The sequence below is a fragment of the Chitinophaga sp. HK235 genome (genome assembly GCF_018255755.1).
In the GTDB taxonomy this organism is placed as follows: domain Bacteria; phylum Bacteroidota; class Bacteroidia; order Chitinophagales; family Chitinophagaceae; genus Chitinophaga.
Window position 1 is genome coordinate 5,937,733 of record NZ_CP073766.1, and the last position, 17,352, is coordinate 5,955,084.

General features: G+C 42.8%; 15 protein-coding genes and 2 pseudogenes. 10 read left to right on the plus strand and 7 right to left on the minus strand.

Annotated elements, in window-relative coordinates:
* Positions 1-104 precede the first annotated feature (104 nt).
* Positions 105-3,479 (plus strand): DEAD/DEAH box helicase family protein, encoded by a 3,375-nt coding sequence (locus KD145_RS22485; protein WP_212001834.1) that lies wholly within the window; start codon positions 105-107, stop codon positions 3,477-3,479.
* Between the two features lie 282 nt (positions 3,480-3,761).
* On the opposite strand, the pseudogene KD145_RS22490 reads toward KD145_RS22485, so the two are convergent.
* A pseudogene (locus KD145_RS22490) lies at positions 3,762-4,840 on the minus strand (IS3 family transposase); the annotation flags it as partial.
* Positions 4,841-4,921: 81 nt separating this feature from the next.
* On the opposite strand from KD145_RS22490, the pseudogene KD145_RS22495 reads away from it, so the two are divergent.
* Positions 4,922-5,290: pseudogene (locus tag KD145_RS22495) on the plus strand (helix-turn-helix domain-containing protein); the annotation flags it as partial.
* A 2-nt stretch (positions 5,291-5,292) separates the two neighbouring features.
* Here KD145_RS22495 and KD145_RS22500 read toward each other — a convergent pair.
* The 3 genes from KD145_RS22500 to KD145_RS22510 all read right to left on the minus strand — a co-directional run bounded on the left by KD145_RS22500 (position 5,293) and on the right by KD145_RS22510 (position 8,504).
* Positions 5,293-5,751, minus strand: coding sequence for a GNAT family N-acetyltransferase (locus KD145_RS22500; RefSeq protein WP_249219522.1), 459 nt, complete (start codon positions 5,749-5,751; stop codon positions 5,293-5,295).
* 70 nt (positions 5,752-5,821) lie between these two features.
* Complete coding sequence (locus KD145_RS22505; RefSeq protein WP_212001836.1) at positions 5,822-6,439, minus strand: hypothetical protein; 618 nt, start codon at positions 6,437-6,439, stop codon at positions 5,822-5,824.
* Between the two features lie 127 nt (positions 6,440-6,566).
* Positions 6,567-8,504, minus strand: a complete 1,938-nt coding sequence (locus KD145_RS22510; RefSeq protein WP_212001837.1) for a pentapeptide repeat-containing protein — start codon at positions 8,502-8,504, stop codon at positions 6,567-6,569.
* A 206-nt stretch (positions 8,505-8,710) separates the two neighbouring features.
* Between KD145_RS22510 and KD145_RS22515 the strand changes: the two genes are divergently transcribed.
* From KD145_RS22515 to KD145_RS22525, 3 genes are all read left to right on the plus strand, one after another.
* Entirely contained in the window at positions 8,711-9,040 is a 330-nt protein-coding gene (locus KD145_RS22515) for a hypothetical protein (RefSeq protein ID WP_212001839.1), read from the plus strand.
* A gap of 159 nt (positions 9,041-9,199) precedes the next feature.
* The gene (locus tag KD145_RS22520) at positions 9,200-9,730 is read left to right on the plus strand and encodes an RNA polymerase sigma factor (RefSeq protein WP_212001840.1); all 531 of its coding nucleotides are present in this window, start codon (positions 9,200-9,202) and stop codon (positions 9,728-9,730) included.
* Between the two features lie 7 nt (positions 9,731-9,737).
* Entirely contained in the window at positions 9,738-11,435 is a 1,698-nt protein-coding gene (locus KD145_RS22525; RefSeq protein WP_212001842.1) for a hypothetical protein, read from the plus strand.
* On the opposite strand, the gene KD145_RS22530 is transcribed toward KD145_RS22525, so the two are convergent.
* Complete coding sequence (locus tag KD145_RS22530) at positions 11,436-12,329, minus strand: AraC family transcriptional regulator (RefSeq protein ID WP_212001845.1); 894 nt, start codon at positions 12,327-12,329, stop codon at positions 11,436-11,438.
* Between the two features lie 27 nt (positions 12,330-12,356).
* Positions 12,357-13,304: an SDR family NAD(P)-dependent oxidoreductase gene (locus KD145_RS22535; RefSeq protein ID WP_212001846.1), complete on the minus strand. Its 948-nt coding sequence runs from the start codon at positions 13,302-13,304 to the stop codon at positions 12,357-12,359.
* Positions 13,305-13,443: 139 nt separating this feature from the next.
* Here KD145_RS22535 and KD145_RS22540 point away from each other — a divergent pair, with 139 nt between their 5' ends.
* The 4 genes from KD145_RS22540 (at position 13,444) to KD145_RS22555 (ending at position 16,078) form a co-directional block, all read left to right on the plus strand.
* Positions 13,444-13,959: a hypothetical protein gene (locus KD145_RS22540; protein WP_212001848.1), complete on the plus strand. Its 516-nt coding sequence runs from the start codon at positions 13,444-13,446 to the stop codon at positions 13,957-13,959.
* Positions 13,960-14,035: 76 nt separating this feature from the next.
* Entirely contained in the window at positions 14,036-14,932 is an 897-nt protein-coding gene (locus KD145_RS22545) for an NAD-dependent epimerase/dehydratase family protein (RefSeq protein ID WP_212001850.1), read from the plus strand.
* Positions 14,933-14,992: 60 nt separating this feature from the next.
* Complete coding sequence (locus tag KD145_RS22550; RefSeq protein ID WP_212001852.1) at positions 14,993-15,568, plus strand: Crp/Fnr family transcriptional regulator; 576 nt, start codon at positions 14,993-14,995, stop codon at positions 15,566-15,568.
* A gap of 63 nt (positions 15,569-15,631) precedes the next feature.
* Positions 15,632-16,078: a carboxymuconolactone decarboxylase family protein gene (locus KD145_RS22555; protein WP_212001855.1), complete on the plus strand. Its 447-nt coding sequence runs from the start codon at positions 15,632-15,634 to the stop codon at positions 16,076-16,078.
* A gap of 13 nt (positions 16,079-16,091) precedes the next feature.
* On the opposite strand, the gene KD145_RS22560 is transcribed toward KD145_RS22555, so the two are convergent.
* Positions 16,092-16,586, minus strand: coding sequence for a GNAT family N-acetyltransferase (locus KD145_RS22560; protein WP_212001857.1), 495 nt, complete (start codon positions 16,584-16,586; stop codon positions 16,092-16,094).
* A 182-nt stretch (positions 16,587-16,768) separates the two neighbouring features.
* Here KD145_RS22560 and KD145_RS22565 point away from each other — a divergent pair, with 182 nt between their 5' ends.
* Positions 16,769-17,332: a hypothetical protein gene (locus KD145_RS22565; RefSeq protein WP_212001859.1), complete on the plus strand. Its 564-nt coding sequence runs from the start codon at positions 16,769-16,771 to the stop codon at positions 17,330-17,332.
* Positions 17,333-17,352: the final 20 nt, after the last annotated feature.

A 17,352-nucleotide genomic window follows, 5' to 3' on the forward strand; every position in this document is an offset into this window, starting at 1 on the left:
ATAGAAATGCCCCATGCACCGTTTGGCATCAGAACAGCATTAGATAGTGAACTCATAGGCAGTGACTTGATTATATGAACAGAATTCCGTATATTTAACTTATCATGTCGAACTTTACCTTTCTCAATCCTCAGTGGCCGGATATACACGAAACGGCCCAGGAGGCAGAGGCGCAGGTCCGTCATTTTCCACGTAGTAGCGCCTTAATGTGTCGTACTGTGCTTGAGCAGATGGTCAAGTGGATGTATGATAATGATGGTGATTTGCAGCCCCCAGACGTACCGACGCTGGACAGTATGATTAATTCCCCGGACTTCAGGGCGATTGTACATATACAAAGTCTGATAACCGAAATTACCTATGTTCGTAAACTTGGTAACCTTGTAGCCCATAAGGAGAAGCGGGTATCTGCAACAGACGCACTTGCCAACCTGAAGTATCTATATCGTTTTGTAAGCTGGTTTGCCCGTTACTATGGCCAGGGCCATGTGGAGATACCGCCATTTGAGGAAACGCGTATTCCCTCGTTGCCTGTAGCTGACAAGGCAAAGGAAGACCTGCAGTTGATAGTAAAGGATTTGCAGCAAAAGGACAAGCCGTTGCTGCGCTTTATCGATGAAAGCCTGTTGTCAACTGAACAGCAGAATGTTATCAAGGAAAGATTAGCTGCCACTAAGGCTACTAAAGATAGCCGCACGGAAGGAATTTCCTCGCCTCCGCTTATTTCTGAGAAAGAAACCCGTCTGCGATTTATTGATTTGTTGCTAGAGGAAGCGGGTTGGGACGTTAATGCCGTTAATGTAAGGGAATATTCATTGAAGGGTATGCCTGGAGGCGCTGGTCGGGCAGATTATGTGCTATGGGGGGATGATGGATTGCCTCTGGCAGTAGTGGAGGCTAAACGTACGATGGAAAGCCCGAAAGTAGGGCAGCACCAGGCTAAATTGTATGCTGATTGCCTGGAACAGGTGACTGGGCAACGTCCGATAATTTTTTATACTAATGGCTTCGAAGTATGGTTATGGGATGATAAGTTGTACCCTCCGCGTTTGGTAAGTGGCTTTTATACAAAAGATGAGCTACAGCTGAATGTTTCCCGTCGTAATAGCCGGAAGGTGTTGCTCCTGCAACCGATAAATAAAAGTATTGTTGATCGCTATTATCAGGAGGAGGCTATTAAACGGGTAACAGACCGCCTGGAAGAAAAAAAGTATCGTGGTGCTTTGCTGGTAATGGCTACTGGAACTGGTAAAACACGTGTAGCTGCTGCGCTGGTTGACTTATTGACCAAGGCTAACTGGGTAAAACGCGTGTTGTTCCTTGCCGATAGGAATGCACTGGTTACACAGGCTAAAAGGAACTTTAACAATTATCTACCCAACCTTACGGCGATTGATTTGACTAAAGAGGAAGACGATGGTACTGCCCGTATTGTATTCAGTACCTATCCTACCATTATGAATCGAATCGATAACATGTGGTATGGTGATAAACGTTATTATGGCTGTGGACATTTTGACCTCATTATTGTAGATGAAGCACACCGGAGTGTGTATAACAAGTACAAAAGTATTTTCCAATATTTTGATGCTTTACGCATAGGACTGACTGCTACGCCGAAAATAGCTGGTATAGACATCAATACTTATGAGTTGTTTGATCATGAAGACCATCTCCCCGCTTTCAACTATGATTTGGATAAGGCAGTGGGCGATAAGTATCTCGTTCCTCCCAAAGCAATGAGTGTACCCCTGCGCTTTCCAAGGGAGGGTGTTAAGTACGACGATCTTTCGCCGGAAGAAAAGGTAGATTACGAAGAGAGGTTTGGAGACCCCACATTTGGAGTGCCCGATGAAATTGCTAATGATGCACTGAACAACTGGCTTTTTAATACAGATACGATAGATAGGGTGTTACAGCACTTAATGGAGAATGGTCTGAAGGTAGAAGGGGGAGATAAACTGGGCAAGACAATTATTTTTGCTCGTAATAACCGGCATGCTGAATTTATAGAAGAGCGTTTCAATAAATTGTATCCATTCTTACGTGGTGAGTTTTTGCGTGTAGTAACTTATAAAGTACAACAGGTTGATGATCTGATCGACAAATTCAAAGGAGTTACTCCGATGCCACAGATTGCGGTCAGCGTAGATATGCTGGACACAGGTATAGATATTCCCGAGGTAGTGAATCTTGTTTTCTTTAAGCCGGTATATAGTAGTAGTAAATATTGGCAGATGATTGGGCGTGGTACACGACTCTGTAAGGACATATTCGGTCCGGGCCTGGAAAAGCAGTTTTTCTACATATTTGATTATTGTGAGAATTTTGAATTTTTTCAACTTAATGTTGATGGTATAGAACCAATACTTAACCAACCACTCAGTCAACGTATTTATGAACGGCAGCTCGATATAGCACTGCTCCTGGAGTCTCTTCAAAATGACGAACTTAGAAAACATAGGCATGAACTGGTAAATGATCTGCATAATAAAATTAACTCGTTGGATGGTGATGGTTTTCAGATACGTTTGCATCGTAAACAGTATGAAGAGTACAGGAATCGCGACAAATGGGATCCCTTGACTAAGGATAAGGTGGGAGAAGTAAAAGAACATCTTTCTGCTTTGGTTCTTGATATTACAGGGGAAGAAAAGGCAAAACGCTTTGATCTTCTTATGTATAATATTCAGTTAAACAAACTGCAGAATGCGAAGAGACTACAATTCTATATAGACAAGGCAGTCGCTATAGCGGAGAGTCTATATAGAAAGGATGCGATTGATATGGTGAGAGAAAAATTGCCTGTCATAAAACCGGCAATGAAATATGAGTTTTGGGATACTGCAGATATAGTTACTGTTGAAAAGATAAGAAAAGAATTAAGGGATCTGGTGTTTTGCCTAGATAAAGAACAACAACAGGTTTTTTATACTTCTTACCAGGACACTATGACGGGAGAAATGGAAGAAGTTGACATTATGAATACCTCTTCTGCGCAGATGGACGGTTATAAACGCCGCGTTGAAAGGTTTATCCGGGAGAATGAAAGCCATATTGCCATACATAAACTAAAAAACAACTTTCCTATTACCAACGACGATATCGCGGCACTGGAACGAATTATGTTTGAGGGTGGAAACCTTGGAACCAAAGCGGAGTTTGAAAAGGAATATAACCATCAACCATTAGGGGTGTTCATTCGTAGCATTGTTGGCTTGGATCGGGAAGCGGTAAATAAGGTATTTAACTCTTTTATTCAGTCTGTAAATCTAAATGCCAATCAAATTCGATTTATAGACAATATTATTGATTATTTGTCGGAAAATGGCCGTATAGAACCGGAAAAATTGGTCGAGCCTCCATTTACAGAGATTAATGATATGGGAGTTTTTGGTATTTTTGATAAGGTACGGGTAAATGAGCTCATTCAGATAATTAATGAACTTAACGAAGGTGCGGAGGATAGATTAAATTGAGTAACACTATCTCGAAAACTGTATAAATTAAAAAATCGGGGTTTTATGGACTGCCCCCAAAAACTTAGACAGCCGCTTAATTAACTTTAAGCGGCTTTGAAGTGCTCCCCAATTTAGTAGCGCCCAGAACTAGAATTTCGGGGTGTTTTTTTGCTTAAAAATCTGCGTCCGGCCAGATGACTTTTTTGATGCCGTTGAGTTCTGTTTGGATGTTACAAAAGTCATCTGACTGGAGGTAGAAATAAGCGGTAGGCCTTCGTTTTGTACACCCTCTTTTTTGCATGCTTCAACAAATTCCGCTGGTGTCATGTCATTCAGAGAGCTATGTGGGCGATACTGGTTGTATTCAATCCTCCATGTCTCAATTTTTTCCATAGCATCCTCCAAAGATAAGAACCAATGGGCATTCAGGCATTCATCCCTGAAACTCCCATTGAAGGACTCCACATAAGGATTATCAGTCGGGCGACCAGGACGGGAATAATCCATTGTAACCTTATGCTGATACGCCCATCTGTCCATTTCTTTAGATATGAACTCACTGCCATTGTCGGTTTGTATGCGTTTAGGGAGAATTCCCTGACCTATTCGCAGCTGCTCCAGCACCCCTACAACATCGTATCCTTTTAATGATTTTCCTACGTGGATAGCGAGGCATTCCCGACTATAATTATCCACTACAGTTAACGATCGGAATTTTTTCCCGTCATAGAGCGCGTCTGATACAAAATCCATTGATATGCATTGATATAATTCTGTAAGCAATGGCCGCTCCAGCCGGTGAGCTGCGGATTTGTTCCGACGGGGGCGTTTACTCCTAAGGTTCAATCCCTCCTCCCTATATATCCGGTAAGTCCGTTTATGGTTGTCTGTCCAGCCCTCCCGACGCAAAAGCGTGTGAATCCGACGATAACCATATCGTATCCTCGTATCAGCGATCTCCCTAATACGTTTCCGTAAGGGGCGGTCCTCCCTCCTGTGAGATTTGTAGTAATAAACCGACGCAGGAATCATCAGTACACGACAGCACTGACGGATGGGAGTCTTATACATCTGGCTTAAGGATTGGGCCAGCTCTCGCTTTTGAGCTGGCCTTAATACTTTTTTTTGAGCACATCCTGCAGCATCTGCTTATCCAGACTTAACTCCGCTACGATCTTCTTCAGCTTGGCATTTTCATCTTCCAATTGCTTTAAACGCCGTAGCTCGGATGGATCCAGGCCTCCATACTTCTTTTTCCAGTTGTAAAATGTAGCCTGACTAATCCCTAATTTCCGGCAGATTTCCTCTACGGATATCCCTGTCTCGGATTGTTTGATCGCAAATACGATCTGAGCCTCAGTAAATTTGGTCTTTTTCATGGGCAATTTGCTCCTTTAAGTTATGAAGAATTACCCCGAAATTTCTAATTTTCAGTGCTACAGTTTTTGGGGAGGAGATCACGTCAATTCATTACCCGCAAAGCTGTAAACAGCGACCTGTTACAAAAGCTGGAAGAAATTTTAGATGAATATTTCAACAATGAAAAATCATTAAGCCAGGGGATTCCGACAGTTCAATACCTTGCAGAAATGATGAATATAACACCGAGTTATTTAAGTGATATGTTGCGTGCTCTCACCGGGCAAAATGCACAGCAACACATACATCATAAACTCATAGAAAAAGCGAAAGAAAAATTATCTACAACCAGCTTATCCGTAAGTGAGGTTGCCTACGAATTGGGTTTTGAACACTCGCAGTCGTTTAGTAAACTATTCAAAACAAAAACTAATCTTTCACCCCTCGAATTCAGGCGGTCTTTTAACTAATTTTAAGTCAGTTTGTAAATAAATTCTTCTATTTCCGCTTGTCGTGCATTGGCAAAACCTTTGTCTGTACCAATTTTCACAAAATTACATTTCTCTAAAACTTTCTGTGAACCAAAATTGTCAAATGCAACTCGTCCGAAAATGGGTCTCCTGTTTTCTCTTTTTAGAAACGCTTGAAGTGCTTTTGTCGCAATACCTTTACCCCAAAATTTTTTGTCAATCCAATATGTAATTTCTGCTTCGCCTTCCATTTCAAATGCTGCGATACTTCCAGCAATACTGTTGTCCACAATTATTGTCTGCATATTTATAGTCGGGTCATTCAACAGTTTTGAATATTTCTGAAGATATGCTGTTTTATCTGTCGGGTCCTTTGATGTGAAAGCAGCTAAATAATTTGCGTCATTGTCAAGTTGAAAGATAAAGAGGAACGCTAAATCAGTAATTTCTGTCTTTCGCAAGATGATTTCATTGTTGTTTATCATTCTTTATATTTCTGTTATTATACGCTATTTTTAGCAGGAAACATAATCATTCCGCTGATGTAAATGGCTCCAGCACCAACTGAAGTTTTTCTTCCAGTATTTTTTTCTCTTCAGTGGTCAGTCTGATAATCACTACATCCTGGCCGGCCCAGGTATAGTCAGGACCGAGACATGCATAATAGGGTTCCTTTGTTGCGGCGGCAATTTCAACAAGTACATCTCCCAGTATCATATCATCATACCAGTCATCCTGATAAGCTGGTGCAAAAGTTTTCTCCTGCCCGTCGATTTTGCAGTTAACGTTAATAGGACCGCTGTCACTCTCCCACACTTCCCGGATGTCAGTGATAAGGTCTTCTTTCCCGGAAATCCTGTTACATAACAGTAAAAGATCAGTATAGCTGTTGTTCCCGGCGCATACGTCAGCTTCCATATCCAGATAAAGCACTTTCTTTGTGTCCAGCGTGATAAGGGCATGATCAGTGGATGGAATTTCAGAAGCGTTCTCATTAAAGAGGTCAAAATAGGCATCCTTTCTCTTTTTCAGTATTTCGTCCAGCAGCGCTTCATCACTCAGAGAAGCATAATCCCTGAAAAATCCCGCTTCTCTGAGCACAGACAGGTAACCGAAAGGGCGTGAGGGGGTTGTAGCGTTTTTATTCATAGTATAGTAAAATTATGTTTAATGGAGGCAAGATATTATCGTGCTACGCAATGTATCTACGTGAAAAAAACAATTGTGCTTCTCTGGAAAAGTTGACAAGGACTTCAATCAGGCAGAAGCAGTATGTCTATAAACCGAGTAAATTCCGGATAAATGGATAGTTGGCAGCTACATAAATCAGAAATATTACAATCATGAATACGCCCATTAACCATTCCATAATAACCACGATAAGCAGCGGGTTTGGAAAACTGAAATATGTTTTGCTGAATTTGTAATCGAAAAAGATGTAAAAGCTTTTCCAAAAGCATTTTAGAAAATTTTTGATGTAATCTTTTGGGTCATATGGACTCTTTTTTCGTTTTTTGCTCTTATTGGCGCTCTCTTTTTTCTCTTCGTTTTCAGTATCGATATACGCTATGAAAGTTTTTCGGAAGAGAAAATAATAAAGAAGGGTGAAAAGGGTAATGATGAAAAAGCAACTCATCAGAAAGTTTCCTCCGCCTTTATAACCATTCCGTACTGCGAGTTCAAGAAAACTTATCCAGTATAATTCAAGTAGATTTTTTATACTTGGGTTATGCCAAAGGTAGACTACTTTAAAGCCTAGTTGCTGGTGCCGGTACTTGTTCTCCAGTTCGTTAACTAGGTCCTGGTTACGACTATACGTAAATTTAATGTCATCGATCAGCTTATCATAGAAACTGTTTACGTTTTCCAGGAATGCTTTACTACGCATAGAGATAGCTGAATTCGTTTGGCAATACATAAAATTTAATTCACCTATGGAAACGGGGTTAATATTAAAATTGGAGAGATTGAAATTTGATGGATTGAGTATAATATTCAGGCCGGATGAAAGATGACTATAGTAAAAGCTATTATTGGTTTTCAGCGAGTCTTTAATGATGGTATTAAAGAGCATTAAGGTATCAGAGAAAAAGGCGTCTTTTAAATCAATGTTATTCACATACTGGTTGTTGAAACTTGTCATATGTGAAAAGTTAGCAGAATTAAAAGACATATTGCAGATGGGAAACTTCATGTTTGAAGCCGGTGCCAGATCAATCTCCGGAGTGTCTTCCGCCTGACTGTCATTGTATTTTAATCGTGACTGATCCCGGAAAAAGGTAGTAATGTAGGTCCTCCCTTTAAATGTTACTCCGGAAAAATCAAGTGAGTAATATGGATTATTATTGTAAATGACAGCTTCGTCATAGAAGATACAGTTGGGAGTAGCCTTATAGGCAGGCTGTGTTCTTAGACCAGTAAAGGGATCGCTGAAAAAATTACTGAAGACTTTTTCAGCCCAGGTGAATACCTTATTCCCGATCTGCGTTATTCGCTGATCATCGGCGAGCGGGAAGTAGGTGATCTGAGAGATGTAGTCATTTATAATTCTTGATCTTCTGTTAAACGAAGTGTTGTCAAATACTACTCCATTTGAGAATCTTCCAAAAGTAAAATTGTTTAGGAAAGTAACATCATCATTGAAAATGATATTCCTGAAATATACATTGGTGAAAGTACATTGCTTAAATGTAACAGGTTTTTGAAAAAGTGTTTTGGGATAATTACGATTTGAAGTATGGGGTAATTTGTCCGGCAGTTCTTCACCGGGAAATTTTATGTATTGGATGTAAGCGTTTTCAAAATGTAATTGATATGGTATCACCCAGTTGTCACCCTGCCTTTCGGCAAGTGAATCCAGATAAAGGGTGTCAATCATCGAAGTCCCTATAGGTATATTATTTTTTATCTGCGAGTATAATTGCCATTCGTTATCATTCTGCTTACTATATTCAATAAGTAGTCTGGAAGGTCTTCGCTCGAATATTAAAGCATTACTATCCATAAGATGTTGATCCGCTCTGTAGACGTGCATAAAGCTTTTGGAGCTTCCATTGGAGAGCCTGTAGTAATTAATATCAGTATAAGGATCTATTCGGCCTATAATTGTCTTGTAATAGTTGTATTGGATAGAATTGCGCTGAGCATACATTGATAAACCAGATATCAGTAGCGCCAATGACAATAATGTACACTTATAGCGGGGAGAAGGCATTTCTTTAAAGGATTTTTTGGGGCGATGAATTTAATGAAAAATTAAATTTTCGGATCTGAAGCGTATGCCCTAAGAAAGAGGATAATTGTTAATCCTTGTAGGTAGTAGTTTCATTCATACTCAACTTATCAACAACAGAAAATTTTCTCTTTTTGCCCAACCTCTTCTGCAGTTGTTCCCGTTTACTTTTATAAACGACTTTTCTTATGAGATATCTTCCCATTTATTTTTTAGCAGTATTGCTGGGTATTTGTTGTGTGATCGGTTGTAAAAAGGATATGAGTGAAGTGACCCTTCAGGAGATGGCTGCGCAAAAGGCGAAATTGAGTGCCGACTCAACAGGTCATCACCATGATAGTACCAGGCTTGATTCTATCCATCATCCCGGTGATACCATCAAACATCCGGATACCCCCTGGCATCCAATAGATACACCGAGACATCCGATTGACACGCCCAGGCATCCGGTAGACAGTCCCAGACATCCGATAGATACATCATGGCATCCCCGCCCGGACAGTTCCCGGAGGAGATAACTGATTACGTATATGCTATCATGTTAGACAAAAACTATCTTAGCCCAGGACTTCAGTCCTGGATTAAAATAAAAACAATAGTTGCTATATGACTGAATAGTCTATAGCAACTTTTCCCATTTTGATAACCCACATTTGGTACTGTAACAGTATTGCCCTTTGGAAGATTTACAGCAATTGGTACGTGACTGCCTGGCCAACGACAGGCGCAGCCAGGAAAAACTATACCGGAAGTTCTACCCGGCACTATTCCTATTGTGCCGGAAATTCTTCAGCCAGCCTGAGGAAGCAGTGGAAGTACTGAACGATGGTATGCTGCAGGTATTTACACAACTGGAAAAATATGACGCCGCTAAAGGGGAATTCTTTAACTGGGTGTATACTGTTGTCAGAAATACAGCACTGGACAAAATACGCAGCCGTAAATGGCCATCACATAATGAAATAGATGAAGAAGTAGTGACAACGCAGAATAATACGCTGGGCAAACTGGCCTGGGAAGATATCTATAAACTGCTCGACGCATTACCTCCATCTACCAGAGCTGTGTGCACACTGTTTTATCTGGAAGGCTTTCCGGTGAAAGATATTGCCGAAATGCTTAAACAAAGCCCGGGAACAGTGAAATGGCACCTGAGTGAAACACGAACTAAACTGAAGCCGATATTGGAGCAACACTACCTTAAATGATACCTGAGTGAGTGAAAGTAACCTGCATAAGCACTTTTGGGACGATGAAGAAGTCCCCATTTCCTTACCTTCCGCTGATGACAGCTGGAAGCTCATGGAGCAGCGCCTGAATGCAGTGATGCCCGTGACTCCCCCGGCTAACGGACATCCCGCTCCAAATTCAGCAGGCATCATCGCCAAAATGCTGCCCTTCGTTAAATATGCAGTCGGCACCCTGTTTATATCCGGTTCCGTACTATACGTTGTACACCGGAACAACCTTCCTGCACCGGTATTAGTGCCGGCGGGCAATACCATTACCATAAAAGACAGCACTACCCTTACTACAGACTCCATGGCAGACAATGTGAGCACTCCGGCTGCAACACCTGTCGTTTCCAAACCGGATACAACATTAGTCGCCAACAAAACAACAGCCACAGATCCGGAAAAAACGGAATCTTCCCGGCAGGATATCCCGAGAGGAAAATCCTCAGTTGTGGCCACAGGTACCAATCATCGGGCTCTTGCTTCCAATACACCGGGTATACCCCCCATATCAGCAGCTGCGTCTGATACACGAGCCGCGGCCGCCAATGCCCCTGCATCCGGAGTTTCGGGCCATTCAGTCCGAAATACACCAGTAGGTAACAGCGCAACCTCAGGCTTTTCTGCAGCTGGAAGGGTATCTGTGAAAAGCGCTGCTGCTGATAAAGCAGTCGGTCAGCATACCTCCGCTTATGCTGGAGACAAAGCCCGGCGCCATTCCGGTATAACAGTGCCGTATACACGTAAGGATAACAGTTCCTCCGGTAACAACGCTGAGAAGTCGGAAAAAATCAGCGATGATATAACTGTAACGCATAAACTACTTTCTCCGGCCTCCGTACAGGAAGCCTCCGGGAATACTGCAGCATCAGATCTGGCAGGCGTTAACAACTCCGAAGCATCCGCCATGCTAAAACCTGGGTTACCTGCCAGACTGATCCTGCAACCTCTTCCGCTTTATCATCGTAAAACAGAACACCCATTAAAAGCCAGCCGCGAAACCATGGATCATCTCACCAGTAACCGTATGCCGCAGATAAAGCCGCATACACCTGGATACTGGCAATTGCTGGCACAGTGGACCATTCCGGTGCCCGTAAGCAGCAATCCGGCCTATTACAAAGGTCCCGATGGAAACAACCAGCTGTACAGACTATTAATTCCGGGTATCCGTATACAACGTGCCTGGAATAATGCAGCGATCAGTCTGGATATGAATGCAATGGCTACCCAACTATATAACGATGCCCCTTATTACAGTGGAATAAGCCTGGCAGGTCCTAACGATAAGATCACCCGTACGCTAAGGCAAACCTTCGGCTACAGCGCATCACTGGCTTACCATCATCGTATAGTGGGTAACTTCTTCGGAAGTGCAGGCTTGCAGGGATATTACGGACATACCGCTTCCATCTTTGAAACCAAAGAAGTCCGTGATACCATAAGTACCCGCACTTACAATAGTACTACTGCAGATAAAAGTAAAACCTGGAACAGCATAGGTCAGTTCCAGGGCAATATCACTGCTGAAGTTTATTACGATCATGCCAGATGGCAGGCTGCGGCCCGTACGGTAATTCCGGTGTTACATACTACAAAGGATTCGCTGGGAATGAATATGAAGCCGGTGATGCAATGGGAGGTATTACTCAGATGGAAGATCAACCGGCGCAAATAATCATTGTAATTTCCTGCGGAACTGCTGAGGTGTTTCCCCGGTCATCTTCCGGAAGAAAGTGTTGAAGTTGGAGGCATGCTCAAAACCAAGGCAATACCCAATCTGGGCTACATCCCAGTGAGTATGCCGGAGCAGGTATCCGGCTTCATTGGCCAGATGTTCGGAAATCAGTTCGGTGGTGGTTTTCCCGGTTACAGCCTTCACCGATTTGTTCAGGTAGTTTACATGTACCGACAGTTGTGTTGCAAATGCAGCCGCTGTTTTTATGTTGATCCGGTCATGAACACTGGTGATCGGGAACTGACGGACAAGTAGCTCGAGGAATAGTTCCGTGAGCCGGTCTGCTGAAGTGATAGGAATATAGGAAGCCACCGGAGGCGCAATTTTAAGCCCTTCATGTATCAGCAGCTGTACATAATTTCTCAGCACATCATCTTTATGGGTATAATGCCCTTTCGTTTCCTGCATCATCATTTCAAATAGGCCTGTTATCCTTCCTGCTGCTGCCATGTCCGGGAACAGGACATGATCTCCCTGGATTTTGAAGATGGATGCTTCCGCCGGGCTTTCATGTTTTAGCCGGTTATTTACAAATGACGCGGAAAACAGACAAAAGTAGTAGCGTTGCCTGGCAGAAATACGTTGCCAGGTATAAGGGATCATTGGGTTACTGAAAATGATAGTATTGCCTTTAACCGGGATGCTTCGATGAGCATAGTGTATAATGGCTTCGCCTTCCAGCAGCAGTGAAATTTTATAATAGTTCCTGCGTGTCAACGGGGCGGGATGAGGAGGATGTGTATCATCCACCAGATAGACGTAAAAATCGCCAGGGTGGTCGTTTCTATTTCCCCGTCTTTCAAAAAACTGTTCAATACTTTCATGGGAATTCATATCCCTAAGTTATGAAATTGAGCCTAACTAATAAGGCCATTTGATACCGGTTACTGCTTCGCTGAACTTCCATAAGGCTGCGGCATTAAGAGGGTCAAGCGCATAGCTGCGGACACCGTAAAAGGCAGGATCATCATCGGGTACAGATACGGCAATATCACAATCTTCACAATAAACGCCACCCATGCCATTGAGCTGAGGGCTCAGGGCACACCAGACGGAGGTGGCGGCTCCCTGCTGCGGCGTTTTAAGGTTATCCACCCGTGTGGCCCAGACTTGTTGTTCTTCGGGTGGCATATGTCGGAAGATATCTGTCATGATAGCACCGGGATGTACGGCAAATGCCCTGACCCCATGTGCCTGCCCTACGCGGTCCAGTTCAACGGCAAAAAGCACATTGGCGGTCTTGGATTGTCCGTAGGCTTTCATGGTGTCAAAGGGCTGTTTCTCAAAGTTCGGATCATTTAGTCGCAGGCCCATATGCCGGTGCCCTATGGATGATAGGGAGATAACCCGCGCGCTGCCTGCATTTTTCAATGCCGGCCATAACCGTCCGGTTAGTTGAAAGTGCCCCAGATGGTTTACGCCAAACTGAAGCTCATAGCCACGTTGGTCTTTCATGAGTTGTGGCAGCCGGAATAACCCCGCGTTATTGAACAATAAATCCAGCTGGTTATGTTCTGCCAGGAAACGCGCTGCAAAGCTGTCAACAGAAGCAGGATCGGCCAGGTCGAGCGGAAAAAAAGACACATTTTTCAGATGAGCGAGCCGGCTTGATGCCTTGCCGGCATCCCTGGCACCCACAACAACTGTTGCTCCTATAGCCGCCAACGTTATAACGGTTTCATAGCCGATGCCTGAATTGCCGCCGGTGACTAAAACAACTTTTCCCGTTAAATCATGGCCAGCAGCTAATTCCGCCGCCGTACTGGAAGCATTGTATCCTGAATGAATAGGTTGTTGTACTGTTTTCATATCGATTAAAAAATAACAGAACAAAATTAGATCAACCTGTTTTACTAAAGTTATGCGAATCAAATCAATGATTATGCAGTGCAAAACTTATCGTGTAACATTCGCCAATCTCCTATCGTTTAAATACAAAATCACACGTATGAAAAATGTTTACCTCTTTATCCTAATGCTGACGGGCGTTCTGTTTGTATCCTGCAAAAAAGATAAGATTGCCTATGACAATGATTTTAAAAAGAGTTATGATACCTGGATAAATTTTAAAGCATCCTCCAATAACACCTATCGGTATGGAGTTTCCTTTGCATCCTGGACAGGGAGTAGTTCTGTAACAGTTATTACCGTAAAGGAAGGTAAAGTTATCGAGCGGTCTTATACCGCTAAACATAGAGATCCTGCCACTAACCAGGTAGTCACCAATGAAGAATGGACGGAAGACGAAAGTGCACTGGGATCGCACATACCAGGCTTTTCTATGCTCACACTGGATGAAATCTATAAAAAGGCAAAAGACGAGTGGCTTATCAAAAGAGATAATGCTAACAACTATTTCGAAGCAAAGAATGACGGTATGATATCCAGTTGTGGATATGTGGAAAACACTTGTGCAGATGATTGTTCTGTTGGTGTTAACATAATATTTATCGAGAAGATATAGCTCGGTTTTTCCTATCTGAAATTCGCAAGATTCGGGTTTTTCTAAAAAAAAGCTGTCGTGAACTTTGCTCCAAAAAATGAAAGCAAAGCGTGTATTTATTCTCGGTACGACAGGTTATATTGGAGGCTCACTGGCAATTTATCTGCTGGAGAGAGGTTATCAGGTGAGTAGTCTGGTGCGGAAGCAGGCAGATGTAGCATTAGTACAACAACTGGGTATTCATGCAACTGCGGGAATACTGGTGGAAAGCCCTGATGTGCAGGCTATTCTTGGAACGGCGGATATCATCATTAATGTCTCAGATTCCGATGATCCTTTTATGGTATCGGCTATCCTCGATGCACTCGAAGGAAGTGGGAAAACCTTTATTCATACTTCCGGCGGCGGAATGATTGGCGATAAGGCCGCAGGGCAATATGCCGGTGAGGTGGTGTATACAGATATTCCGGAAAATCCTTTACTGGAGAGGGCCGGACGTGTAGCCATTGATAAGGCAGTGCTGGCCGCCGCACAGCGGAGCATACGTAGTATGGTGATCTGCCCTACGATGGTATATGGTAAAGGACTGGGACTTAAAAAGGAAAGCGACCAGATACCTGCATTGATAAGAGAAGCACAAAAACGGAAGAATGCAGTGATGGTGGGTAAAGGCGTGAATCTTACTTCCAATGTGCACATCATGGACCTGCTCGCATTATATGAACTGGCTGTAGAAAAAGGCACAGCAGGTTCTTTCTATTATGCAGAAAACGGGCGGACTTCTTTTTATGCTATCGCTGAAAGAATTAATCAGGTTTTAGGATTTGATAGAGAGATAACATCACTGTCCATTCACGAAGCGATTAAGATCTGGAGCCCTGCCATGGCTCATTTTGGTATGGGGTCCAATATTCTCGCCAGTGCAGAAAAAGCGCGTAAAGAGCTGGGATGGCAGCCTGTTTACAATAATCTCCTGGAAGAAATCAGCCTGTAAAATGTAATAAGGTTGTGATATTGCCTGATAGTAGATAATTTTGAAAGAAACTATCAGGCAATGCTTCATCCCTTTATTCAACATCTGAAAAATTATATCGCTGTCCAGGACACCGATGCAGACAGTATACTAAGTTTTACAGATACCCTTGAATTAAAGAAAAAGCAAAATCTCTTCACAGAAGGACAGCTGTGCAGGGCCAACTATTTTGTAGTGAAAGGTTGTCTGAGAATGTTTTTCATTGATGATAAGGGAACAGAACAAACCACCCATTTTGCTATTGAGAACTGGTGGATGACAGATCATATGTCTTTGCTCAGCCAGCAGCCAACAGATTTTTGTTTGCAGGCGGTAGAAAAGAGTGTAGTGCTTTCCATCGATAATGATGCGTATGAGGGGCTGATAAAGCAGTTTCCGGCAATTGAATCCTATTTCAGGATTATGCATCAACGGGCTCTGGCTGCTTCCCAGTACAGGATCAAATATTTGTACGGCTTTTCCAAGGAAGAGGTATTTGAGCATTTCAGTAAGAATGAACCTGCTTTTGTACAGCGGATTCCTCAGTACCTGTTGGCATCCTATCTGGGATTTACCCCTGAATATTTAAGTGAATTACGAAAGAAACGAAAATCTTAAACGGGTTTAAGATTTCCCCGGGTCCGGTGATATAGTTTTGTGGTTAAATAAAAAGATATCACTATGGAACAAAGAATGAATCTCGCTGCGGTGCAGCCTGCGGCTTACGAGGCACTGAGTGGACTTGAAAAATATCTGCATACTACTCAGTTGTCTGAGATTGAGAAAGGATTGATAAAGGTGCGTGCTTCACAAATCAATCACTGTGCTTACTGTATCAATATGCATACCGTAGATGCAGTACGCGATGGTGAAAATGCCCAAAGGCTTTTCCTGCTGGATGCATGGAGGGAAACCAATCTTTTTTCTGAAGAAGAAAAAATAATGTTGCAGCTCACCGAAGAAATTACACTCATTCATCAGCAAGGAGTGACTGCAGAAACGTACAACAAAGCCCTTACTATTTTAGGAGAAATAAAGCTGGCGCAGGTGCTCATGGCTGTTATCGCCATCAATGCCTGGAACAGGCTGGCGATTACTGCTGAGATGGGATTTTCCGTGAAGTTATAATATCAGCTGTTGGCTAAAACCGGCGCCGGTATAACAACAGCTGTTCTCCATTGAGGGAGAGTTTATCTCTGAATTTCAGTCCCAGTTTTTCCAGCAGATGGATAGACCGTTCATTGCCAGGTATGGTGGTGGCCAGGATATGAGTATGGGCGGCATCATTTCTTACATCTTCCAGCAGGGCATATGCCGCTTCATAGGCATAGCCCTTTCCTGCGTACTGTGGCAGGAAGGCAAAGCCGATATCATGATGGGGCAGATACGCCCGTTTGATCAGGGTGACGATACCAATCCGACATTCATCTTCCAGTCGTCTGACTACTTTGAAGTTGGTGGCCGGGTTTTCCATTACACGTGCGATATAGCTGATAGCATCATCGAGTGTGTCGACGTGTCTGTCGCCGATATATCGTTTCCAGGCATCGGTGTTGACTAAAGTATAGATGAAAGCTGCATCAGCAATGCTGATGGGTTGTATGATGAGTCGTTCGGTTCGCAGTATTTCCGTCATAGGAGCGTGTTATTGAGCGTACTGCTCTTACTACGAACTTACAATTTTTACAATCATGTTCCGGCAAAGGAAGAAAAACAAGGAACATGAAAAGTTTCATGTAAAAATTGAGTATGTTTTATTTATGGTATATTAATATTGTATGCATTACGTTTAAGTTAGCTATAAATAAAACCTATATTATGAAAAAGATGTTATTAGGATCTTTTGTGTTAATCCTTTTTTCCACTGCTATTTTACTTTTCCAGATCAGTTGTAAAAAGTCTGCCGATGCCGAACCGGGAGGCAATACTGGCGGCAATGGAAGTAACGGCAGTGGTTATACGTTGCCTCCTGCTACTGCCACTACTTTAGGGGGTGTGATGGTGGGGAATGGTCTGAGTGTGAGCCCAACAGGTGTACTTTCTGTAAATAACACTGGTAACGGCAATACAACACAACTTAATAAACTGGTGTTCTTAAAATACAACGCTATATCAAAAAAGGAACTATGGTTGATGAACTATGATGGTACGGGGCAGACAAAAGTAAATGTTCAATTAGGAGCTGATCAGAGTATAGTTGGGGATGTGAGGTTGTCGCCGGATGGTAAAAAAATATTTTTTGTACTGGAGACCCGGTTTGCTACTCCTGGCAATAAGAAGAGTGATATCTATTCCTGCGACATTGACGGCAGGAACCTGAAGGCATTAACTGATGTACCGGAGGCTTACGGAGGAGCCGTAGATCTGGGTGGAGCTTACTGATAATTATATTTTTAGATAAA

What these genes read in the sequence shown, in the direction of transcription:
- KD145_RS22505 (WP_212001836.1), bottom strand. Translation starts at nt 6,439, where the DNA reads ATGAATAAAAACGCTACAACCCCCTCACGCCCTTTCGGTTACCTGTCT.
- KD145_RS22545 (WP_212001850.1), top strand. Translation starts at nt 14,036, where the DNA reads ATGAAAGCAAAGCGTGTATTTATTCTCGGTACGACAGGTTATATTGGA.
- KD145_RS22540 (WP_212001848.1), top strand. Translation starts at nt 13,444, where the DNA reads ATGAAAAATGTTTACCTCTTTATCCTAATGCTGACGGGCGTTCTGTTT.
- KD145_RS22535 (WP_212001846.1), bottom strand. Translation starts at nt 13,304, where the DNA reads ATGAAAACAGTACAACAACCTATTCATTCAGGATACAATGCTTCCAGT.
- KD145_RS22485 (WP_212001834.1), top strand. Translation starts at nt 105, where the DNA reads ATGTCGAACTTTACCTTTCTCAATCCTCAGTGGCCGGATATACACGAA.
- KD145_RS22550 (WP_212001852.1), top strand. Translation starts at nt 14,993, where the DNA reads ATGCTTCATCCCTTTATTCAACATCTGAAAAATTATATCGCTGTCCAG.
- KD145_RS22560 (WP_212001857.1), bottom strand. Translation starts at nt 16,586, where the DNA reads ATGACGGAAATACTGCGAACCGAACGACTCATCATACAACCCATCAGC.
- KD145_RS22555 (WP_212001855.1), top strand. Translation starts at nt 15,632, where the DNA reads ATGGAACAAAGAATGAATCTCGCTGCGGTGCAGCCTGCGGCTTACGAG.
- KD145_RS22565 (WP_212001859.1), top strand. Translation starts at nt 16,769, where the DNA reads ATGAAAAAGATGTTATTAGGATCTTTTGTGTTAATCCTTTTTTCCACT.
- KD145_RS22510 (WP_212001837.1), bottom strand. Translation starts at nt 8,504, where the DNA reads ATGCCTTCTCCCCGCTATAAGTGTACATTATTGTCATTGGCGCTACTG.
- KD145_RS22530 (WP_212001845.1), bottom strand. Translation starts at nt 12,329, where the DNA reads ATGAATTCCCATGAAAGTATTGAACAGTTTTTTGAAAGACGGGGAAAT.
- KD145_RS22515 (WP_212001839.1), top strand. Translation starts at nt 8,711, where the DNA reads ATGAGATATCTTCCCATTTATTTTTTAGCAGTATTGCTGGGTATTTGT.